This window comes from Streptomyces iakyrus, from assembly GCF_000717055.1.
Taxonomy (GTDB): Bacteria; Actinomycetota; Actinomycetes; order Streptomycetales; family Streptomycetaceae; genus Streptomyces; species Streptomyces iakyrus.
The window spans coordinates 116,833-139,090 of record NZ_JNXI01000011.1; the positions used below are offsets into that span (position 1 = coordinate 116,833).

15 protein-coding genes are annotated in these 22,258 nt (G+C 72.6%); 4 read left to right on the top strand and 11 right to left on the bottom strand.

Annotation, left to right across the window (positions count from 1 at the left end):
* Nucleotides 1–72: 72 nt before the first annotated feature.
* Genes OO68_RS18395 through OO68_RS18410 form a run of 4 tightly spaced genes read right to left on the bottom strand, consistent with a single transcriptional unit; the run spans nt 73 to nt 4,095 of the window.
* A complete protein-coding gene (locus tag OO68_RS18395) occupies nt 73–1,239 on the bottom strand; it encodes a thiolase family protein (protein WP_033309467.1) in 1,167 nt (388 codons plus the stop codon).
* Entirely contained in the window at nt 1,236–2,300 is a 1,065-nt protein-coding gene (locus tag OO68_RS18400) for a thiolase family protein (protein WP_033309468.1), read from the bottom strand. The genes OO68_RS18395 and OO68_RS18400 overlap by 4 nt, the downstream gene beginning before the upstream one ends.
* Nucleotides 2,297–3,238, bottom strand: coding sequence for a Zn-ribbon domain-containing OB-fold protein (locus OO68_RS18405; RefSeq protein WP_033309469.1), 942 nt, complete (start codon nt 3,236–3,238; stop codon nt 2,297–2,299). Before OO68_RS18405 ends, OO68_RS18400 begins: the two co-directional genes overlap by 4 nt.
* A 56-nt stretch (nt 3,239–3,294) precedes the next feature.
* The gene (locus tag OO68_RS18410) at nt 3,295–4,095 is read right to left on the bottom strand and encodes a crotonase/enoyl-CoA hydratase family protein (protein ID WP_033309470.1); all 801 of its coding nucleotides are present in this window, start codon (nt 4,093–4,095) and stop codon (nt 3,295–3,297) included.
* A 175-nt stretch (nt 4,096–4,270) separates the two neighbouring features.
* Here OO68_RS18410 and OO68_RS18415 point away from each other — a divergent pair, with 175 nt between their 5' ends.
* Nucleotides 4,271–5,890, top strand: a complete 1,620-nt coding sequence (locus tag OO68_RS18415) for an acyl-CoA synthetase (protein ID WP_033309471.1) — start codon at nt 4,271–4,273, stop codon at nt 5,888–5,890.
* A 113-nt stretch (nt 5,891–6,003) separates the two neighbouring features.
* Nucleotides 6,004–7,968, top strand: coding sequence for an LTA synthase family protein (locus OO68_RS18420; RefSeq protein ID WP_033309472.1), 1,965 nt, complete (start codon nt 6,004–6,006; stop codon nt 7,966–7,968).
* On the opposite strand, the gene OO68_RS18425 is transcribed toward OO68_RS18420, so the two are convergent.
* The 3 genes from OO68_RS18425 to OO68_RS18435 all read right to left on the bottom strand — a co-directional run bounded on the left by OO68_RS18425 (nt 7,940) and on the right by OO68_RS18435 (nt 11,130).
* Entirely contained in the window at nt 7,940–8,662 is a 723-nt protein-coding gene (locus OO68_RS18425) for an alpha/beta fold hydrolase (RefSeq protein WP_033309473.1), read from the bottom strand. The two genes, OO68_RS18420 and OO68_RS18425, sit on opposite strands and share 29 nt — an antisense overlap.
* A gap of 71 nt (nt 8,663–8,733) precedes the next feature.
* Nucleotides 8,734–9,567: an alpha/beta fold hydrolase gene (locus OO68_RS18430; RefSeq protein WP_033309474.1), complete on the bottom strand. Its 834-nt coding sequence runs from the start codon at nt 9,565–9,567 to the stop codon at nt 8,734–8,736.
* A 60-nt stretch (nt 9,568–9,627) separates the two neighbouring features.
* Entirely contained in the window at nt 9,628–11,130 is a 1,503-nt protein-coding gene (locus OO68_RS18435) for an acyl-CoA synthetase (protein ID WP_033309475.1), read from the bottom strand.
* 185 nt (nt 11,131–11,315) lie between these two features.
* Here OO68_RS18435 and OO68_RS18440 point away from each other — a divergent pair, with 185 nt between their 5' ends.
* Nucleotides 11,316–13,742 (top strand): penicillin acylase family protein, encoded by a 2,427-nt coding sequence (locus tag OO68_RS18440; protein ID WP_033309476.1) that lies wholly within the window; start codon nt 11,316–11,318, stop codon nt 13,740–13,742.
* A 29-nt stretch (nt 13,743–13,771) separates the two neighbouring features.
* Here the strand turns inward: OO68_RS18440 and OO68_RS18445 are convergent, their stop codons facing one another.
* Both OO68_RS18445 and OO68_RS18450 read right to left on the bottom strand, forming a co-directional pair.
* Nucleotides 13,772–15,325, bottom strand: a complete 1,554-nt coding sequence (locus tag OO68_RS18445) for an acyl-CoA synthetase (RefSeq protein ID WP_033309477.1) — start codon at nt 15,323–15,325, stop codon at nt 13,772–13,774.
* Nucleotides 15,322–16,431 (bottom strand): NAD(P)H-dependent flavin oxidoreductase, encoded by a 1,110-nt coding sequence (locus tag OO68_RS18450; RefSeq protein ID WP_033309478.1) that lies wholly within the window; start codon nt 16,429–16,431, stop codon nt 15,322–15,324. Before OO68_RS18450 ends, OO68_RS18445 begins: the two co-directional genes overlap by 4 nt.
* 163 nt (nt 16,432–16,594) lie before the next feature.
* Between OO68_RS18450 and OO68_RS18455 the strand changes: the two genes are divergently transcribed.
* Nucleotides 16,595–18,376 (top strand): serine hydrolase domain-containing protein, encoded by a 1,782-nt coding sequence (locus OO68_RS18455; protein WP_033309479.1) that lies wholly within the window; start codon nt 16,595–16,597, stop codon nt 18,374–18,376.
* Between the two features lie 4 nt (nt 18,377–18,380).
* Here OO68_RS18455 and OO68_RS18460 read toward each other — a convergent pair whose 3' ends face one another.
* Together OO68_RS18460 and OO68_RS18465 are read right to left on the bottom strand one after the other, a co-directional pair.
* Complete coding sequence (locus tag OO68_RS18460) at nt 18,381–19,958, bottom strand: phytoene desaturase family protein (RefSeq protein WP_106974368.1); 1,578 nt, start codon at nt 19,956–19,958, stop codon at nt 18,381–18,383.
* A gap of 61 nt (nt 19,959–20,019) precedes the next feature.
* Complete coding sequence (locus OO68_RS18465; RefSeq protein WP_033309480.1) at nt 20,020–22,251, bottom strand: serine/threonine-protein kinase; 2,232 nt, start codon at nt 22,249–22,251, stop codon at nt 20,020–20,022.
* Nucleotides 22,252–22,258: the final 7 nt, after the last annotated feature.

Sequence of the window (22,258 nt, forward strand, 5' to 3'; positions counted from 1 at the left end):
CTCCCGGTTCGTCGTCCGCGGCCAGCCTAGCGATCGTGTCCCACGGCCAACAGGGCACGTGAGGGGGACTCTTCAGGAGTCCGGGGGCCGGTCGCCCACGAGCCACATGGAGAAGAACTGCGATCCGCCGCCGTAGGCGTGTCCGAGGACCCGGCGCGCCCCGTCCACCTGGTGTTCTCCGGCCTGCCCGCGCACCTGGAGCGCCGCTTCCGCGAAGCGGATCATGCCGGAGGCGCCGATGGGGTTGGTGGACAGCACGCCGCCCGACATGTTGACGGGCAGGTCGCCGTCCAGCTCGGTCACGCCGGACTCGGTGAGTTTCCAGCCCTCGCCCTCGCCGGCGAAGCCGAGGTTCTCCAGCCACATCGGCTCGTACCAGGAGAACGGCACGTAGATCTCGGCGCCGTCGATCTCGCGGCGGGGGTCGGTGATCCCGGCCTGCCGGTAGACGTCGGCGGCGCAGTCCTGCCCGGCCCGCGGGGAGACGAAGTCCTTGCCGGCGAAGAGGGTCGGTTCGCTGCGCATGGCGCCGCCGAGCATCCAGGCCGGTGGCCGTGGTGCCCGGGCGGCCCCGGCGCGGTCGGTGAGGATCATGGCGCAGGCCCCGTCGGAGGAGGGGCAGGTCTCCGAGTAGCGGATCGGGTCCCACAGCATGGGCGAGGCCATGACCTTGTCGAGGGTGATGTCGTGTTCGTGCAGGTGGGCGTAGGGGTTCTTGAGCGCGTTGCGGCGGTCCTTGTAGGCGACGAGGGCGCCGATCGTCTCGGGCGCTCCGCTGCGGCGCATGTAGGCGCGGATGTGCGGTGCGAAGAACCCGCCGGCACCGGCGAGCAGGGGCTGCTGGAAGGGGATGGGGAGGGACAGGCCCCACATGGCGTTGGACTCGGACTGCTTCTCGAAGGCGAGGGTGAGGACCGTGCCGTGGACGCGGGCCGCGACGAGGTTCGCGGCGACCAGCGCGGTGGAGCCGCCGACCGAGCCGGCGGTGTGCACGCGGAGCATGGGTTTGCCGACGGCGCCGAGGGCGTCGGCGAGGTAGAGCTCCGGCATCATGACGCCCTCGAAGAAGTCGGGCGCCTTGCCGATGACGACGGCGTCGATGTCGGCCCAGGTCAGCTCCGCGTCCTGGAGGGCGCGCAGGGCCGCCTCCCGGACCAGTCCGGCGAGGGAGACGTCCCGGCGTGCCGCGACGTGCCTGGTCTGGCCGATGCCGACGACGGCCACGGGCTCCTTGCTCATCGGGGTTCCCCTTCGAGTACGGCGACCAGGTTCTGCTGGAGGCAGGGGCCGGACGTGGCATGGGCGAGGGCGCGGTCGGACCGGCCGCGGTGGATGCGGGCGGCGGCTTCGCCGATGCGGATCAGGCCGGCGGCCATGATCGGGTTGGCGGCGAGGGCGCCGCCGGAGGGGTTCACGTCCACGTCCTCGCCCAGCCGGAGGGCCTTGCGCAGGACGATCTCCTGTGAGGAGAAGGGCGCGTGCAGTTCGGCGGTGTCGACGGGCCGCTCGAAGGCTCCGGCCCGCTCGGCGGCCAGGCGGGTGGACGGCGAGTCCGTCAGGTCGCGCACGCCGAGGCCGTGCGCCTCGATGCGGTGGTCGATGCCGCGGATCCAGGCGGGGCGTGCGCACAGGTCGCGGGCCCTGTCCCCCGCCGCGAGGATCACGGCCGCAGCGCCGTCGCCGATGGGCGGGCAGTCGCCGGTGCGCAGGGGCTGGACGATGTGGTCGCCCTGCGGCACGGTTCCGCTCACTTGTGCGTGGGGGTTGGTGGTCGCCGCCTCGCGGTTGCGGGAGGCGACGGCGGCGAGGGCGGGCTCGTCGGTGTCGCCGGCGTCGATGAGCGCCTGGGCCTGGAGGGCGGCGAGGGCCACGGAGTCGGGCCACAGGGGTGCCACGTAGTAGGGGTCGAGCTGACGGGTCAGGACGTCGCGGACCGAGCCGGGTGAGGACTTGCCGTAGGAGTAGACCAGGGCGGTGTCGGCGTCGCCGGTGAGGAGTTTCGTCCAGGCCTCGTACAGGGCCCAGGCGCCGTCCATCTCGACGTGGGACTCGGAGATCGGGGGCCAGGCACCGACGCCGTCGAGGGCGAGGGTGAAGGAGAAGGCGCGGCCGGCGAGGTAGTCGCTGGAGCCGGAGCAGGTGAAGCCGATGTCGGCGGTCTTCAGGCCGGTGGAGTCGAGGACCTCGTGCAGCACCGGCATCAGCATCTCCACCTCGGAGAGCTCCTCGCTGGTGCGCCGGTGGTCGGTCTGGGCGAAGGCGACGACGGCGATCTCGCGGTCCCGCGGTGCGCTCGTCACAGCAGCTCCTTGTAGGTGTCGTAGTCCGCGTCGGGTTCGCCGGTGGGCCGGTAGTGGTCGGGGTAGCGGGCGTCCGCGGTCCAGACGGGTTCGACGCGCAGGCCCATGCGGACCTCGTCGTAGGGGATGCCGCCGATCCGTCCGTGCAGGGCGAGGCCGGCGCCGTCGAGGGCGATGTGGGCGTAGACGTACGGCACCTCGATGTCGAGGTTCTTCGCTTTGATGTTGACGATGCAGAACGTGGTCACCGTGCCGCGCGGCCCGACCTCGACCTGCTCGGACGTGGCGACCCCGCAGGTGGGGCACGCGCCCCTCGGGGGGACGTACACCTTGCGGCAGGACGGGCAGCGTTCGCCGACGGTGCGCCGGCCGGAGAGGGCGTTGATGTAGGCGGTCTGGGCGCGCCCCGGCGAGTAGGTGTAGTCGAGGCGGGCGGCGGCGACGATGCCGGTGACGGGGTCCTCGAACTCGCCGGTGTGTCCCGTGGGTTCGGCCCGGTGGCCGTCGTAGGGCTCGAAGCAGGCGATGTCGGTGATGGCGCCGGTGCGTTCGCCCGCCCAGCGGATGCGGACCGGCATGCCGGTGTGCACGGCGGCGGGGCCGGGGGCGTCGAGGGCGTGCAGGAGGGCGGTGTCGGCGCCGTCGAGGCGGACCAGGACCCAGGCGAAGGGCGTGGTGAGAGGCTGGCCGCGGCGGGGGGCGGGGTTCCAGGCCCAGGTGGTGACCGTGCCGGTGGGGGCGACCTCGACCAGGTCGCCGAGTTCCTCGGCGGTGACGGGGTCGTACTCGACGGGCGGGACGAGGACGCGGCCGTCGCCCGTGCGGACCCCGAGGACGACGCGCTCGCGCAGGCCGGTCAGGAACGCGCTCTGGACGGGGCCGAGGGAGCGGGTGAAGGGAAACTCGACGACGAGGGGGGCTTTGAGGACTTCGGCCATGCCGGAGGGCTCCTTCTCTCGGGCGCGCACGGTCGGGCTCGCTTGAACGCGCACGGTCAGGCTCGCTTGAAGACGGGCGGTCGCTTCTCCGCGAAGGCGCGGGCGCCCTCCTTGGCGTCGGCGGTGTCGAAGACCGGCCAGCCGCGGGCGAGTTCGGCGGCGAGGCCGTCGGACTCGGTCATCTCGGCGGTCTCGTAGACGGAGGCCTTGACGGCTTCGACGGCCAGCGGGCCGCAGGAGTTGATCCGCTCGGCGATCTCCAGGGCTGCGTCGAGTGCCGTGCCGTCGGGGACGACGCGGCCGACCAGGCCGATGGCGGCGGCCTCGCGGGCGCTGTAGGGGCGGCCGGTGAGGAGCATCTCCAGGGCGTGGGTGCGCGGGATCTGGCGTTGCAGGCGGACCGTGGAGCCGCCGATCGGGAACAGGCCCCGCCGCACTTCGAACAGGCCGAAGGTGGCGGACTCGGCGGCGACCCGGATGTCGGTGCCCTGGAGCATCTCGGTGCCGCCCGCGACGCACGCCCCCTCGACGGCGGCGATCACCGGTTTGCGCGGGCGGTGATGACGCAGCATGGCCTTCCAGTGCAGGTCGGGGTCGGCCTTGAGCCGGTCGCGGTACTCCTCCCCGGCCATGCCGTTCCCGGCGAGGGCCTTGAGGTCCATGCCGGAGCAGAACGAGCCGCCAGCGCCGGTGAAGACGATCGAGCGGACCGAGTCGTCCGCGTCGGCCTCCAGCCACCCGTCGTGGAGGCCGACGAGCATCGGCAGCGAGAGCGCGTTCCTGGCTTCCGGCCTGTTGAGCGTGAGCACCAGTGTGGCGCCTTCGCGCTGCACGGTGAGGTGTTCCGTCCCGCCCATGGCGAACTCCCGTCTCCTGGAACGAGAACAGGTTGCAGTAGGGCGGGAAGCACTTCAAGGGTTTTCTGACAGTCAGTCAGATTCTTTCGCGGAGACCCTTCACAGTTGGACCGCCCTTTGCTCTGATGACCGGCGAACCGTCCGATGCCAGGCACGCCCGGGGTCAGGAGGAGCGGTGGAGTACAACCTTGCCGACCTGTTCGAGTCGGTCGTCGACGTCGTCCCCGGCCGTGAGGCGCTGGTGTACGCCGACCATCCCGGCACGGGCGCGGAGCGACGCCTGACGTACGCGGAGCTGGACGCGGCGGCCGACCGCGTCGGGCACCACCTGCTCGACAGCGGGATACGCCCCGGCGAGCACCTCGGGCTCCACCTCTACAACGGGGTGGAGTACCTCCAGACGGTGCTGGGCTGCCTGAAGGCGCGGATCGTGCCGGTCAACGTCAACTACCGCTATGTCGAAGAGGAGCTGGTGTACCTCTACCGGGACGCCGACCTGGTCGCGCTGGTCTTCGACGCCGAGTTCACGGACCGGGTGGCGGCGGCGCGTCCCCGGGCGGAGAAGCTGCGGCATCTGATCCGGGTGGGCACTGCGCCGCCGGGAGCCGCGGAGGTGCCCTGCGTGGAGTTCGCGCAGGTGGAGGCCGCCGGGTCGCCCGAGCGCGGATTCCCGTCCCGCTCGGCCGACGACCAGTTCATCATCTACACCGGCGGCACGACCGGCATGCCCAAGGGCGTGATGTGGCGGCAGGAGGACCTGTTCTTCGCGGGCCTCGGCGGGGGCGCCCCGACCGGGGAACCGGTGAAGAAGCCGGAGGAACTGGCGGAGCGGGTCGCGGCCGGTGGCGCGGGCATCACGTTTTTCCCGACGGCCCCGCTGATGCACGGCACCTCCACCCTCACCGCGTTCATCGGCTTCAACTTCGGGCAGCGGGTCGTCATCCACCGCAAGTTCGTGCCCGAGGAGGTGCTGCGGACCGTGGAGAAGGAGCGGGTCAGCAGCATCTCGCTGGTGGGCGACGCCATGCTGCGGCCGCTGATCGACGCCCTGAGCGGACCGCTGCGGCACATCGACCGCTCGTCGCTGTTCAGCGTGTCGTCGTCCGGCGCGATCATGTCGGACACGGTGCGCCGGCAGTTCCAGGCGCTGGTGCCGAACGCCATGCTGCTGAACAACTTCGGCTCCTCGGAGTCCGGCTTCAACGGCACGGCGACCGAGGACTCCGGTCCGGAGCGGGGCTTCCGGGTGCGGGTCAACGCCCGCACCCAGGTGGTCGACCCGGCCACGTACGCGCCGGTGCCGGCCGGTGAGGTGGGCCGGATCGCCCAGTGCGGACACGTGCCGCTCGGCTACTACAACGACCCGGTCAAGACCGCCGCGACCTTCTTCGAGAGGGACGGCGAGCGGTGGGTGCTGCTCGGCGACATGGCCACCGTCGACGAGGAGGGCGTGGTCACCGTCCTGGGCCGGGGCTCGCAGTGCATCAACACCGGCGGCGAGAAGGTGTACCCGGAGGAGGTCGAGCAGGCCCTGAAGTCCCACCCGGACGTCTACGACGCGCTGGTGGCCGGGGTGCCCGACCCCCGGTGGGGCCACCACGTGGCGGCGGTGGTGCAACTGCGCGAGGGGGCGGCACGGCTGTCGCTGGAGGACATCCGCACGCACTGCCGTGACCGGCTCGCCGGCTACAAGGTCCCGCGCCGGCTGGTGATCACCGAATCGATCCGGCGGTCGCCGAGCGGCAAGGCGGACTACCGGTGGGCCCGGGAGGTGGCAGTGGCGGCGGACGGGTGATTCTCCGGCCGGAACGTTGAACCCAGGATGACGTGCGGACGTACTGGTGGTGGCAGGCTCGGACTCCGGGCTCTGTCAGCCATGCCAGCAAGACCGCACGGAAGGACCACCGGGTGTCGCCTTTCACTCGCTCCCGTCAGCTCTCGGACCCGACCGAGGGCGGAGCGGAACCGGATGACGACACGGCGGCAGAGGATCCGGCCGGGGAACGGGCCGAGGCGGAGAGGCCGGACGCGGAACCGGACACGGGTGCGGAGACGGAACCGGACACAGCTGAGGAGGCGGCGCCGGGCACCGCCCCGAAGGACGAACCGGACACGGCGGTGGAGACCTCACCGGGCACGGCTGTGGACGCCGGCCAGGACACGGCCCCTGACCCGGACCCGGCTCCCGGCCCGGGTTCCGACGGGCCCCCCGGTGCGCCGAAGCCCGGCTGGTTCGGCTGGCGGCGCCGCTATCCCCGGGTGGCACGCGGCGTCAGCGTGGGAACCACCGTGCTGGCGGGTGCCCTCGTGCTGTTCGCGCTGCTCGTGCCCAATCAGGTCGACAAGATCGAGTTCGCCTCGTTCGTCAGGATCCCCGCCGAGGGCGTGCTGCTCGCGGGCCTGCTGCTCGCCCTGCCGCCGAAGGCCCGCCGGATCGCCGCCGTGGTCATGGGCGCGTTCCTCGGCCTGGTCACGATCCTGAAGTTCGTGGACATGGGCTTCTACCAGATCCTGGCCCGCCCCTTCGACCTGGTGCTGGACTGGATCCTGATCGAGAACGGCACGGACTTCCTGAGGGAGACGTTCGGCCGTACCGGCCAGGTGCTGGCCGTGACCGGCGTGATCGTGCTGTTCGTCGCGGTGCTGGTCCTCACGACCCTCTCCGTGGTGCGGCTGACCCGTCTGATGGTCCGGCACCGGCCCGTCGCCGCCCGTGCGACGCTGATCCTCGGCACGGCGTGGATGACCTGCATGACCCTGGGCCTCCAGATCGGCACGGTGCCGATCGCCACCAAGGGCAACGCTGAGTTCCTGGGCAACCGGGTGGAGCAGGTCCGGGCGGGCCTGAAGGACGCACGGGTCTTCGAGAAGCAGGCCGCCGTCGACGCCTTCGCGAAGACGCCGCCCGACCAGCTGCTCACGGGACTGCGCGGTAAGGACGTCCTGTTCACCTTCATCGAGAGCTACGGCCGGGTCGCGATCGACGACCCGGCGATGGCGCAGCAGACCGACACGGTCCTCAAGGAGGGCACCGGCCGGCTGAAGGCGGCCGGGTTCGCGTCGCGCAGCGGCTGGTTGCAGTCGCCGGTGACGGGCGCGGGCAGCTGGCTCGCCCACTCGACCTTCCTGTCCGGCCTGTGGATCAAGAACCAGCAGCGGTACCGCAACCTGACCACGAGCGATCGCATGACGCTGACGAAGTACTTCGGGAAGACAGGCGCCTGGCGGACCGTCGGCATCGTGCCGGGGGTGCGGCGGGCCTGGCCGGAGGGGAAGTACTTCGGCCTGGACCACATCTACGACTCCGAGCACCTCGGCTACCACGGCCCGTACTTCAGCTGGACGCCCGTGCCCGACCAGTTCAGCATGGAGGCCTTCCAGCGGCTGGAGCACGGCAAGAAGGACCGCGAGCCGATCATGGCGGAGATCATCCTGGCGTCGAGCCACAACCCCTGGTCCCCCATCGCGCGGATGATCGACTGGGACGACCTCGGCGACGGCTCGGTGTTCCACCGGATCAAGAAGGAGGGCACCAACCCCACGGAGGTCTGGAAGGACCCGGAGAGGGTGCGCACCGAGTACCGGCGGGCCATCGAGTACTCGATCCGGAGCCTGACCGAGTGGGTCGAGCGCTACGGCGACGAGGACACGGTGCTGGTCTTCCTCGGCGACCACCAGCCGGTACCGACCGTCACCGCCGGGGACACCGGCAAGGACGTGCCGGTCACCATCGTCGCCAAGGACAAGAAGGTCCTGGACCGGGTCGCCGACTGGAACTGGACGGACGGCCTCAAGCCGGCCGCGAACGCCCCCCGGTGGGGCATGGACAAGTTCCGCGACCGCTTCATGACGGCGTACGGTCCGCAGGGCTGAGGAAGTTCTCGACGGCCGCGAGGAACTCCTCCGGGCGGGCCTCGTGCACGAGATGCCCCGCGTCGACGGTGATGTGCCGGGCGTCGGGGAGCAGTTCGGCGAAGGCGGCGATCTGCTCCTGCGGGATCAGGCTGCCCGGCCCGCCGCCGATCAGCAGAGTGGGGCTCGTGATCCGCCCCATGTGGTCCCACCACTCGGGGTTCGGTGCGTTGCGCTGTTCGTCGGTGGCGAGGATCATGGCCCAGTCGTACGGCAGGTCCCCGGCGGGCCGTTCGGCGGGTGGGCGCGGCGGGTCCAGCGGGAAGGGCGCGGGCACGTCCTCCAGGACGAGCCGCCGGACGAGTCCCGGGCCGCGTTGGGCGAGCAGGTAGGCGACGGCGCCGCCGAGCGAGTGGCCCACGACGTCGGCGCGCTCGATGCCGAGCGTGCGGAGGAAGGCGTGAACGTCGTCGCGCAGGGTCTCGTACGCGTATCTGCCGGGCCAGTCGCTGCGGCCGTGTCCGCGCAGATCGGGCGCGTAGACCCGGCGGGGCCCCGCTGCCCCCGTGGCCAGGGCGGGGGCGATCTCCGCCCAGTCGCCGCCGTCGGCCCCGCGGGCGTGCAGCAGCAGGAGGGGCGGTGCGTCCTGCGGTCCCCAGACGCGGTAGGCCTGGGTGATGCCGTTCGCCCGTAGGGTGCGCGGTCGGTCGTCCATACCGGCACGGTAGGCGAGGGGCGCCGCCGGGCCGGGGCCGTTCTGCCGACAGCAGAGGGGTGCCTGCCGCGTCAGGCGAAGAAGCCGGCCACGCGCCGCACGAACCGGTCCGGGTCGTCGAGCCACGGGTAGTGTCCCGCACCCGGCTGCACCGCGAACTCGGCGGAGGGGAAGGCCTGTGCAGCCTTCCGGGCGAGCGCCGGGCTCGGGCCGCCGTCGACTTCACCGGCCAGGACGAGTACAGGGGTTCGCACGCGGGCGAGCGCGCTGCGGGTCGCGTCCGGTTGGTAGGCGCCGTCGGCACCGTAGATCTCCGCGGCGTCGTCGTTGGTCTCGGCCTCCTCACGGTCGGCGTGGGCCCGGGCGGTGTCGTCCCACCGCCCGTAGAAGAACGGGAGGAATGCCGGGTCGAAGTCGCCCTTGCCCTCCAGCCAGGCCTCGAACGGCGGGAACGCGTCCGCGAACCAGGGTTCGGACGCGCGCAGCCGGGCCGCCGCCAGCCGGTCCCGGGCCGTCGCGGGCATGCCGAGGGCCCACGGCGTGGCGGTGATCAGCGCCAGCCGTCCCAGCCGCTGCGGATGCCGGGCCGCGTACAGCATGGCGAGACTGCCGCCCGCCGAGTGCGCGAGCACGTCCAGCCGCTCCCGGCCCAGCCGGCGCCGCAACGCCTCGACGTCGTCCACGAGCCGGTCGCAGCGGTACGTGCCCGTATGCTCCGGTACCTCGGACTCCCCCGTGCCGCGCAGGTCGAGCAGCACCAGCTGCCGGTGGGCGTCCAGTCCGCCCAGGTTCCCCAGGTAGGCGGAGGCCCGCATGGGTCCGCCGGGCAGCACGACGAGCGGCTCGCCCTCGCCGCGCAGGTGGTAGGTGAGTCGGGTCCCGTCCGGGGCACGGAAGATCGGCATGCCGCCGATCCTGGTGTCCGGAGCCGGTCCGGCACAACCGGGTTCTGCGGCTCGTGCGCGCTACCGCGTCCCGAGTTCGTTCCTCAGCTCCCGCTTGAGGATCTTCCCGCTGGCGTTGCGCGGGAGTTCGTCCACGAACACCACCCGCTTCGGCGCCTTGAAGTGGGCGAGTTTCCCGCGGACGTGGTCGATCAGTTCCGCCTCGGAGACGTCGCCGCGTGGCACGACGACGGCCGTCACCGCCTCGATCCAGCGCTCGTCCGGCAGGCCCACGACCGCGGCCTCGGCGACTGCGGGGTGGGTGTACAGCGCGTCCTCGACCTGGCGTGAGGCGACGACCACACCACCGGAGTTGATGACGTCCTTCACCCGGTCGACGATCGTGTAGTAGCCGTGCGCGTCGCGTACCGCGAGATCGCCGGAGCGGAACCAGCCGTTACGGAAGGCCTCGGCGGTCTCCTCGGGCTTGTCCCAGTAGCCCTCGCACAGTTGCGGGGAGCGGTAGACGATCTCACCGGGGGTGCCGTCGGGGACGTCCTTGCCGTCCTCGTCGACCACCCGCGCGTCCACGAACAGCACGGGCCGGCCGCAGGAGTCCATACGGCCTTTGTGCTCGTCGGGCGCGAGCACCGTGGCGAGGGGGCCGATCTCGCTCTGGCCGAAGCAGTTGTAGAAGGCCAGGCCCGGCAGGCGCTCCCGGAGCCGTTCGAGTACGGGGACCGGCATGATCGACGCGCCGTAGTAGGCCTTGCGCAGGCCGGACAGGTCACGGGTCGCGAAGTCGGGCCGGTTGGCCAGGGCGATCCAGACGGTGGGCGGCGCGAACAGGCTGTCCGCACGGCCCGATTCGATCAGGTCGAAGAGCCGGTCGCCGTCGGGCGCGTCGAGGATGATGTTCGTCGCGCCGACGGTGAGGTAGGGCAGCAGAAAGACGTGCATCTGGGCCGAGTGGTACAGCGGCAGGGAGTGCGCGGGCCGGTCGCCCGCACTGAGGTCGAGGGCCGTGATCGCGCTCAGGTACTCGTGCACCAGGGCCCGGTGCGTCATCATCGCGCCCTTGGGCAGGGCGGTCGTGCCGGACGTGTACAGCAGCTGCACGAGGTCTTCGGTGCGCGGCTCGGGGCCGTCGTACGCGGGCGCCCCGGGCAGCCGCGCGAGCAGCGAGTCCTCGGCGTCCCGCAGGGGCAAGGCCCGTACGCCTTCCGGCAGTCGCGGCGCGAGGTCCGGGTCGGTGAGGACGAGGGAGCTGCCGGACTGGCCGACGATGTAGGCGAGGTCGTCGCCGGTCAGGTTCTGGTTGACGGGCACGTGCACCAGTCCGGCGCGGGCGCAGGCCAGGAAGGCGATCAGGTAGGCGTCGGAGTTGTGGCCGTAGGCGCCCACCCGGTCCCCGGGGGCCAGCCCCTGGTCGAGGAGGACGCTCGCCGCCCGGGAGACGGCGGTGTCGAGTTCGTCGTACGTCCAGCTGCGCTCTGCGTACTCCACCGCGACGCGTGCCGGTGTCCGCCGGGCGCTGCGCCGCAGGACCGCGTCGACCGTGCTGCCGTGTCCGGACGTCGTCATGACACATGATCCTCGGTTCACGGCCCGTGGAGGTCAAGGACCCCGATGGGCACGGGCAGGGGCGGTGTTCGGCCATGAGCAACCCTGCCGGTGCCGACGGCGTCCGGTGTCATGAAGCCGACAGACGTTCGAAACAGGGTGCGTGCCGTCGGCGCTTCCATCCCCCGACGATGTTGGAGGGCACGATGCGCAGTCGTCTGAGACGACTCGTTCTCGGGGCCACGGCCCTGTTCACCGCCGCGTCCGCGTTACCCGCGGCAGCCGCCACGACCCAGCAGCGAGCGGAGCAACACCCTTCCCACGACGGTCTGTCCGCCGTCATCCGCTACACGGAGTACGGCATCCCGCACATCCTCGCCAAGAACTACGCCGGCCTGGGCTTCGGTACGGGCTGGGCGCAGGCCGCCGACGAGGTGTGCACGCTCGCCGACGGGTTTGTGACGCTGCGGGGCGAGCGGTCCCGGTACTTCGGTGCCGACGCGTCCGCCGGCGGCGATCTTTCGGCGGCCAGGACGAACCTCGCCAGTGACCTGTACTTCCGCGGGGTCCGCGAGACCCGCACGGTGCGGAAGCACCTCGCCGAGCCCGCTCCCGTGGGGCCGAGCCGTGAGGTCCGGGCCATGATGCGGGGCTGGGCCGCCGGTTACAACACCTGGCTGAAGCAGAAGAAGGTCACGGATCCGGCCTGTGCGGGCGCGTCCTGGGTGCGGCCGGTCACCGAGCTGGACGTGGCGGCCCGCGGCCTGGCCATCGCCTCGATATCCGGCCAGGGACGGTTCGTCGAGACGATCACGGCCGCGCAGCCGCCGGCCGGCGGCACCGCGCCCTCCGGCGCTCCGTCCGCCCGCGTGCCGGGCGCCAGGGCCGTGGCGAAGGCGGCGGAGGAGCTGTGGGGCGACCCGGGCATGGGCTCCAACGCGGTCGCCTTCCGCGGTGACACGACGGCGAGCGGCCGTGGTCTGCTGCTGGGCAACCCGCACTACCCGTGGGAGGGCGGGCGCCGGTTCTGGCAGTCGCAGCAGACGATCCCGGGCGAGCTGAACGTGTCCGGCGGGTCCCTGCTCGGCACCCCGGCGGTCTCCATCGGCTTCAACGCACATGTGGCGTGGAGCCACACGGTCTCCACCGGCATCCCGGCCAACTTCCACCGGCTGACGCTCGATGCGGCCGATCCCACGACGTACCTCGTAGACGGCAGGCCGGAGCGCATGACGAAGCGGACCGTGACGGTCGCCGTGAAGGACGGCGCGCCGGTCACCCGCACCCAGTGGTGGACCCGCTACGGCCCGGTCGTCACCTCCCTCAGCCCCCAGGTCCCCCTGCCCTGGACCGAGAAGACGGCGTACGCCCTCCACGACCCCAACGCCTCGAACCTCCGCTTCGCCGACACCTCGCTCGGCTTCGGCAAGGCGCGGAGCACGGCCGACGTCCTCGCCTCCCTCGACCGGCACCAGGGCCTCCCCTGGGTGAACACGCTCGCCGCCGACCGTGCGGGACGCTCCCTCTTCACCCAGTCGCAGGTGCTCCCCCGCATCACCGACGACCTGGCCCGGCGCTGCTCGACGGAGCTCGGCAGGACCACGTACCCGGCGTCCGGCATCGCGATCCTCGACGGCTCGCGCGGCGACTGCGCTCTCGGCGGTGACTCCGACGCCGTCGTGCCGGGGATCTTCGGCCCGGCGAGGATGCCGACGCTGAAGGACGCCCCGTACGCGGAGAACTCCAACGGCACCGCGTGGATGACGAACACCGACCGGCCGCTCACCGGCTATGAGCGGATCTTCGGCACGGTCGGCACACAGCTCGGCCTGCGCACCCGTGGCGCGATCGAGGACGTGGCGGCGATGGCGGACCGCGGCGGCCTGACCGTACGCGACCTGCAACGGCAGCAGTTCGCCAACCGGGTGCCGGCGGGTGATCTCGCCGTCGGTGACGTGGCTCGGGCGTGCGCCACGCTGCCCGGGGGCACCGCGACGGGTGGCGACGGCAAGACCGTCGACGTGTCGGAGGCCTGCGGGGTGCTGAAGGCATGGGACCGCACCATGGACACCGGGAGCCGCGGAGCGCTTCTCTTCGACCGGTTCTGGCGCAGGCTCGAACAGGTGGTGCCGGCCGACCGGTTGTGGAAGGTGCCGTACTCGGCGGCGGACCCGGTCCGCACCCCGAACACCCTGAACACGGACGCGCCCGGCTTCCCCACCGCCCTCGCCGACGCGGTGGGCGAGCTGCGGGCCGCAGGCATCGCGCTCGACGCGCCGCTCGGCGCGCACCAGTTCGTCGTCCGCGGCGGCGAGCGTCTGCCCGTGCCGGGCGGCTCGGGGCGGCTCGGCGTGTGGAACGTGATCGAGCCGACGTGGGACGCGGCATCCGGGGGCTATAGGGAGGTGCCGTTCGGCTCCAGCCACCTCCAGGCCGTCGGCTGGGACGGCAGTCGCTGCCCGGTGGCGCGCACGCTGCTGACGTACGCCCAGTCGTCTGACCCGACATCACCGCACCACGCCGACCAGACCCGGCTGTTCTCCGGTGAACGCTGGGTGACGTCGCGCTTCTGCGAGAAGGACATCCTGGCCTCGCCGAAGCTGAAGGTGGTGCGGGTGCACGAGCGCCGCTGAGCGGGACACCGCCCAGGGGCCGGGCGCGCTCACACCGGGCGCGTCCGGCCCTCCCAGTACGGTTCCCGCAGCCGCCGCTTGTACAGCTTGCCGTTGGGGTCGCGGGGCATCTCGGTGATGAAGTCGACGCTCCGGGGCCGCTTGTAGCCGGCGAGCCGGTGGGCGCAGTGGTCGAGGAGGTCGGCGGCGAGGGCGGGCCCGGGACGGTGTCCGGGGGCCGGTTCCACGACCGCCTTGACCTCCTCGCCCCAGTCGTCGTGCGGAATTCCGAAGACGGCGGCGTCCGCGACGGCCGGGTGGGCGAGCAGGGCCGACTCGATCTCGGCCGGGTAGATGTTGACGCCGCCGGAGATGATCAGGTCGATCTTGCGGTCGCGCAGGAAGAGGTACCCGTCCTCGTCGAGGTGGCCGAGGTCGCCGACGGTGAAGAAGTCGCCGATGCGGTTCTTGCGGGTCTTGGCCTCGTCCTTGTGGTACGAGAAGCCACCGGTGTTCATCTTCATGTAGACGGTGCCGAGTTCGCCGGGCGGCAGCCGGTTGCCGTCGTCGTCGAAGACGGCGAGTTCGCTGATGGGCCAGGCCTTGCCGACGGTGCCGGGCTTCTTCAGCCAGTCCCCGGCAGTGGCGAAGGCGCCGCCGCCCTCACTGGCGGCGTAGTACTCCTCCACACAGGGCCCCCACCAGTCGAGCATGGCCCGCTTCACATGGTCGGGGCAGGGCGCGGCGCCGTGGATGGCGTGGCGCATCGAGGAGACGTCGTAGCGGTCCTTCACCGCGTCGGGCAGGGCCAGCAGGCGGTGGAACTGGGTGGGGACCATATGGGTGTGGGTGCAGCGGTGGGCGTCGATGAGGCGGAGCATCTCCTCGGGCGTCCACTTGTCCATGAGGACCAGCCGGTGGCCGATGTGCAGGGACGCGCCGGCGAACTGGAGCACGGCCGTGTGGTAGAGCGGCGAGCAGACCAGGTGCACGTTGTCGTCGAACGGGCGGATGCCGAAGATGCCGAGGAACCCGCCGAGGTAGGCCTCCTCCGGGGGTTTGCCGGGCAGGGGGCGGCGGATGCCGCGGGGGCGTCCGGTGGTGCCGGACGTGTAGTTCATGACCCAGCCGAGGGTGCGGTCCGCCGGCGGTGACTCGGGCTGTCCGGTGAGGAGTTCGGCGTACGGGCGGAAGCCCTCGACCGTGCCGACGGCGTACCGGTACGTGTGCGGCAGACCGGCCTCGTCGGCGGCGGCGCGGGCCGCGGCGGCGAAGCGCTCGTGGGCGAGGAGGACCTTGGCGCCGGAGTCGGAGACGATCCAGGCGATCTCCGGCCCGACCAGGTGGTGGTTGACGGGCACGAGATAGAACCCGGCCTGGCTCGCGGCGAGGTACGCGGTGAGGAACTCGACGCCGTTGGGCAGGACCACCGCGAAGGTGTCGCCGCGTTCCAGCCCGGCCGCGCGCAGGCCGTGCACGAGCCGGTTGGCGGCGGCGTGCAGGCGTCCGGCGGTCCACTCCTCGCCGTCGGGGGCGACCATGACCGCGCGGTCGGGGTCGATGGCGGCCTGGGCCCAGAAGCCCACGGGAGCTTGGGTGTTCACTGTCCGCTCCTTCCGGCGATGCGGTTGACGCGGTCCACGGCCCGCTCGAAGCCGCGGGTGAGGTCGTCGAAGACCGCCTGGACGCTGCGTTCGCTGGTCATCCGGCCGACGATCTGTCCGACCGGGGTGCCGAGCAGCGGGTCGACCTCGTACTTCTGGATGCGCGACACGGCCTCGGCGACCAGCAGCCCCTGCAGGGGCATGGGGAGGGTGCCGGGCCCCTCCGGGTCGTCCCAGGCGTCGGTCCACTCGGTGCGCAACTGGCGTGCGGGCTTGCCCGTCAGCGCCCGGGACCGGACGGTGTCCCCGGAGCCGGCCGCGAGGAGCTTGCGGGTCAGGGCGGGTGAGTGGAGGTCCGCTTCCGTGGTGGTCAGCCACAGGGAGCCCAGCCATACCCCCTGGGCGCCGAGGGCGAGCGCGGCGGCCACCTGCTGCCCGCTGCCGATGCCGCCGGCGGCCAGCACGGGCAGCGGGTCGACGGCGTCGACCACCTCCGGGGTGAGCACCATGGAGGCGATCTCGCCGGTGTGGCCGCCCGCCTCGTAGCCCTGCGCCACGACGATGTCGATCCCGGCGTCCCGGTGCTTGCGGGCGTGCCGGGCGCTGCCCGCGAGTGCGGCGACGAGGACGTCCTGGTCGTGGGCGCGGGCGATGACGTCGGCGGGCGGTGAGCCGAGGGCGTTGGCGAGGAGCCGGATCGGGTAGTCGAAGGCGACGTCGAGCTGGCTGCGGGCGACCTGCTCCATCCAGCCCGTGATGCGCCAGCCGGACGCCTCGCCCTCGGCGAGTTCGGGCACACCGTGCTTGGCGAGGGTGTCCCGGACGAACTGCCGGTGGCCCTCGGGGATCATCGCCTCGACGTCGGCCTCCGTGACGTCTTCGACCTTCTTCGCCGGCATGACGACGTCCAGGCCGTACGGTCTGCCGTCGACGTGTGCCTCGATCCAGTCCAGGTCGCGTTGGAGCTCGTCGGGGGCGGTGTAGCGGACCGCGCCGAGCACGCCGAAGCCACCGGCCCGGCTGATGGCCGCGGCGACGGCGGGGAACGGCGTGAAGCCGAAGACGGCGTGCTCGATTCCCAGTGTCTGGCTCAGCTCCGTCTGCATGGGCGCAGGATGCCGGAGTCCTCCGGAGGACGGAAGGGGTTTTCTGATGCTCCGTCAGATTCAGGCCGTCGCCGGCCCGTGCGTGCGGTCTGTATGCGGAGACGCGCGGCGGACATACTGCACGGGACATGCGAGACGGTTGGGACGAAGGGGTGTGTGTGCGGTGACCGACAGACCTGCGAGCAGCGAACTGACCCGACGTCAACTGGGCCGGGCGGGGCTGGCCCTGGGCGGCGCGCTCGCCCTCTCCCCGTTGCCCGCCGGGCCCGCCTCGGCCGCTCCGGGCGGGGCCGGCCACCGCCCCACCCTGCGGCACGGCTCCGCCGCCCGCGCCGGGCTGCTCTCCTCCCACCTGCGCCGGCTCGTCACCGACGCGAAGGCGTTCCTCGGCCCCTCCCCCGCACACCCCTGGTACGCGGGCGCCGTGCTGCTCGCCGGACGCGGCGGCACGGTCGCGCTGCACCGGCCCATCGGCATGGCGGTGCGCTACCGGGCCTACGACGAGAAGACCGACACCGGCATCGAGTTCCCGCCCGGCGAGCAGATCCCGATGGCCGAGGACACCGTCTTCGACCTGGCGTCGGTGTCGAAGCTGTTCACCTCGATCCTCGCCGTGCAGCAGATGGAGCGGGGCGCACTGGAGCTGGAGGCGAAGGTCGCCTCGTACCTGCCGGACTTCGGGCGTGCGGGCAAGCAGGACATCACGATCCGTCAGCTCCTGACCCACACCTCCGGATTCCGCGCCTGGATCCCGCTGTACAGCGCTCCGACGTACGAGGAGAAACTCCAGCGCATCTGGAACGAGGCACCGGTCAGCGCGCCGGGCACGGCGTACCTGTACTCGGACCTGAACCTCATCTCGCTCCAGCTCGTGCTGGAACGGGTCACCGGCCGCACCCTGGACGTCCTGCTCCGGGACGAGATCACCGGGCCGCTCGGCCTGCGCCGCACCCGTTACAACCCGCCCGCGTCCTGGCGGCCGAAGATCGCGGCCACGGAGGACGCGCGGGCACCGTGGTCCGGTCTGAACCGGGGTCTGGTGTGGGGCGAGGTGCATGACGAGAACGCCTTCGGCCTGGGCGGGGTCGCGGGCCACGCGGGCGTGTTCTCCGACGCGTGGGACCTGGCGGTGCTCGGCCGTACGCTGCTCAACGGCGGTGTCTACGGGCGGTCCAGGATCCTGACGCCGGAGTCGGTGGAGCTGATGTTCACCGACTTCAACACGGCCTTCCCCGGAGACGAGCACGGCCTCGGGTTCGAGCTCTACCAGCACTGGTACATGGGCGCGATGGCCACGCCGCGCAGCGCGGGACACACCGGGTTCACGGGCACTTCGCTCGTGCTCGACCCGACGACCGACTCGTTCCTCGTCGTCCTCGGCAACTCGGTTCATCCGGTGCGCAGCTGGCGTTCCGGTTCGGCGCCCAGGGTCGCCGCGGCGAACAACATGGCGCGAGCCGTGCCGGTCCGGCCGGCGCGGGGACGCACGGCCTGGTTCTCCGGGATGGCGCTCGCCACCGCGGCGACCCTCGCGCTTCCGGTGCTGGACACCTCTGCCGGGCGGGCGCGGCTGCGTTGCGCGCTGTGGTGGGACACCGAGCCCGGGGCCGACGTCCTGGTCCTGGAGGCCACGACCGACGGCGGCACGACCTGGCAGCCGGTGCCCTTCACGACCTCCCGCCGCGGTCAGGGCCCCGAGCAGCACCCCTCGGGCTCGGTCACGGGCTGGTCCGGCCGCGTGTGGCACCAGCTCACCGCCGGCCTCCCGGCCGCGAGGGAACTCGCCCTGCGCTGGCGGTACGCGACGGACCGGCTGTACGTCGGGCGCGGCTGCTACGTGGACGGGCTGCGGGTGGAGGCGCCCGGGGACGTCCTGTTCGACGAGACGCGTCCGGCGGACGGGGCGCGCCTGAAGGCCGAGGGGTGGACGCGGGAGGCCGACTGAGCGGTCACCCTCCGGTGTTCTCCAGCACGGCCATGGCCGCGTTGTGCCCCGGTACCCCGCTGACCCCGCCCCCGCGGACCGCACCGGCCCCGCACAGCAGCACGTTGGCGTGCGCGGTCTCCACGCCCCAGCGGCCGGTGCCGTCCTGGGCGTAGGGCCAGCTGAGTTCGCGGTGGAAGATGTTGCCGCCGGGCAGGCCGAGGTCCCGCTCCAGGTCGAGGGGGGTCCGGGCCTCGATGCAGGGGCGTCCGTCGGCGTCGGTGGCCAGGCAGTCGGCGAGGGGTTCGGCCAGGTGGGCGTCGAGCTGGGCGAGGGTGGACTTCAGCAGGTCCTCGCGTACGGCGTCGTTGTCCCGCTCGAACAGGCGGGCCGGGGTGTGCAGGCCGAAGAGGGTGAGCGTCTGGTAGCCCTGTTCGGCCAGGCCGGACCCGAGGATGGTCGGGTCGGTGAGCGAGTGGCAGTAGATCTCGGAGGGCGGCGCGGCGGGCAGCTCCCCGGCGGCGGCCTGGGCGTGGGCGGTGGCCAGTTGCTCGTAGCCCTCGGCGATGTGGAAGGTGCCGGCGAAGGCCTCCCGCGGGTCGACGGAGCCGTCGCGCAGCCGCGGCAGCCGCTTGAGCAGCATGTTGACCTTGAGCTGTGCGCCCTCGGCGGGCTCCGGAGGTGTGTCGCCCGTCAGGTCGGCCAGGGCCTGCGGTGAGGCGTTCACCAGGACGTGGCGGGCGGCGACGGTGCCTTCGCCGTCGGCCGTGCGATACGTGACCTCGGCGGTTCGGCCGTCCGTGGTGATGCGCAGCGCCTCGTGACCGGTGGCGAGGACCGCGCCCGCCGCGCGTGCCGTGCCGGCGAGGGCGTCGGTGAGGGCTCCCATGCCGCCGACCGGTACGTCCCAGTCGCCGGTGCCGCCGCCGATCACGTGGTAGAGGAAGCAGCGGTTCTGCTTCAGGGAGGGGTCGTGGGCGTCGGCGAAGGTGCCGATGAGGGCGTCGGTGAGGACGACGCCACGCACCAGGTCGTCCTCGAAACGCTCTTCGACGGCGCTGCCGATCGGCTCCTCGAAGAGCGTCCGCCAGGCTTCCTCGTCGTCGAGGCGGCCCCGCAGTTCGGCGCGGGTGGGCAGCGGCTCCGTGAGGGTCGGGAAGATCCGCCGGGCGGCGCGGCCGGTCATGCCGTAGAACTCCTGCCAGGCCCGGTACTCGCGGTCGGAGCCGGTGAGCCGGGTGAACGCCTCACGGGTGCGCCGCTCGCCGCCGCCGACGAGGAGACCGGTGGGGCGCCCGTCGCGCTCGGCGGGTGTGTAGGAGGAGACGGTCCGGGTGCGGACCCGGAAGTCCAGGCCGAGGTCCCGGACGATCTTCTTCGGCAGCAGGCTGACCAGGTACGAGTAGCGGGACAGCCGGGCGTCGACCCCGGCGAAGGGCCGGGTGGACACCGCCGCGCCGCCGGTGTGGTCCAGCCGCTCCAGTACGAGTACGGAACGCCCGGCCCGGGCCAGATAGGCGGCGGCCACCAGGCCGTTGTGGCCGCCGCCGACGATGACGGCGTCGTACGTCCGGTGTGCGCGGGGTCCCTCGGGTGCGGTCATGGTTCTTGGTAACACGGGGTGATCCGGGTCGGCCAGACGGCGCCTGCCCGGCTGCCCGGGGTCAGCGTGCGGCCGCGGCCCGCTGCTCTCGCAGGGCCGCCACTCTTCGGTACAGGGCCACGGCCTCGGCGCCGCGGCCGAGCTGCTCCAGGCAGTGGGCCTCGTCGTTGCGGCTGGCGAGGGTGTCGGGGTGGTCGGTGCCGAGGACGCGTTCGCGGGCGCCGGCCACGCGCCGGTACTCGGTGAGCGCGTCGGCCCAGCGGCCCAGCCAGCCGAGGCCGACGGCGACCTCGCGCAGGCTGACCAGGGTGTCCGGGTGGTCGGGGCCGAGGACCTGTTCGCGGAGGGCGGCGACCTCCCGGGATTCGGTGAGGGCCTCCTCCCAGCGGCCGAGCCGTCCGAGGTTGACGCAGCGGCCGTGGCGGGCGCGCAGGGTTTCGGGGTGGGTGGGGCCCTGGCTGCGGCCGCGGTCCTCGGCCAGGCCGCGGTAGAGGTCAAGGGCCTCCGCGCTGCGGCCGAGGCGGCCCAGGCTGATGCCGATCTCGTGCCGGGCGGCGAGGGTGTCGGGGTGGTCGGGGCCGAGGGCGCGGCCGCGGGCCTCGGCGACCTCGCGGTAGGTCTCCAGGGCTTCGGGCCAGCGGCCCAGCTGACCGAGGGCGTAGGCGACTTCGTAGCGGGTGACGAGCGTGTCGGGGTGGTCCGGGCCGAGGACCCGGGCGCGGGCGGTGGCCACCTCGCGGGCCATGCGGTACGAGTCCTCCAGGCGGCCGAGGCGGCTGAGGTTGAAGGCGAGGTTGTGGCGGCAGCGCAGGGTGTCGGGGTGGTCGGGGCCCATGGTGTGCTCGCGGGCGGTGAGCACCGAGGTGTAGACGCGGTGGGCGTCGAAGGGACGGCCCATTTGGCCGAGCACGTAGGCCATCTCCTGGCGGGCGGCCAGGGTGTCGGCGTGGTCGGCGCCGAGGGTGCGGATCCTGGCCTCGGCGACGTGCTTGTACTCGCGCAGGGCGTCCGCGGCGCGGCCGGTGCGGCTGAGGGTGAAGGCGACCTCGTAGCGGCTGGAGAGGGTGTCGGGGTGGTCGGGCCCGAGGAGGTGCTCGCGTTCGGCGGCGACCGCCCGGTGCACCTCGCCCGCCTCCGCCCAGCGGCCGAGCCGTCCGAGGCTCAGGCCCGCGTTGTGCCGGCCGGCCAGGGCGGTCAGGACCTCCGTGGGCGGGGCGGGCCGCCGGGCGGGGGCGGGTTCCTCGATGACGGGGCCGGTGGCGGGCCGTGCGATCCACTCGCCGGACAGTCCCGCCGAGGGGTCCGCGGGCGTGGTGCGCAGCCCGGTGCCGGTCGCCTTGTGGCCGGTGGTCATGCCGCGGGTCCAGGACGGCAGCCTGGCCGCGCCCGCCGTCCCGCCGGGGGCCGGGCGGGCCGCCGCGACGGCGGGCACGTACGCCGGGGCGGCCCGGTGGGCGCTGATCCGGCGGGCCAGCTCACGGGCGTCGTCGGGGCGTTGCCCGGGTTCCTTGGCGAGCAGGTCGAGGACGACCCGCTCCAGGTACTCGGGCAGTTCGGCCCGGTGCTCGCGCGGCGGGCGGGGCGGGGTGTCGCGGTGGCCGACGAGGACGGCCCAGGCGTCGTCGAGGTCGAACGGCGGTACGCCGGTGGCGATCTCGTACAGGACGCACCCGAAGGAGTAGAGGTCGCTGCGGTGGTCGACCCCGTCGCCGCCGATCTGCTCCGGGGACATGTAGTGCGGGGTGCCCATGGCGATGCCGGTGCCGGTCAGCCGGGAGGTGAAGCCGATGTCGTGACCGAGGCGGGCGATGCCGAAGTCGCAGATCTTCACCGTGCCGTCGCCGAGCCGCACGATGTTGGCGGGCTTCAGGTCCCGGTGGACGATGCCCTGTTCGTGGCAGTAGGCGAGGGCGGCGGCGACCTGCTCGGCGATCTCCATGACGTCCGCGACCGGCAGCGGGTGCTGCTTGTTGTCCTCCAGGAGCTGGCTGAGGTTGCGGCCGTCGAGCAATTCCATGACGAGGTAAAGGACGCCGTCGGCTTCGCCGAAGTCGTGCACGACGGTGATGCCGCGGTGCTGGAGCGCGGCGGCCACCCGGGCCTCGCGGCGGAACCGCTCCCGCAGTACGCGGGTGAAGGCGTGGTCGTGGTTCGGGCCCAGCGGTTTGAGGCACTTGACGGCGACGTGCCGGCCCAGGGACTCGTCCCGTGCCCGCCACACCTCGCCCATGCCGCCGCGCCCGATCAGATCGAGCAGCCGGTACCGGCCCTGGATGAGCCTGCTGTCCCCCATGTCGCGC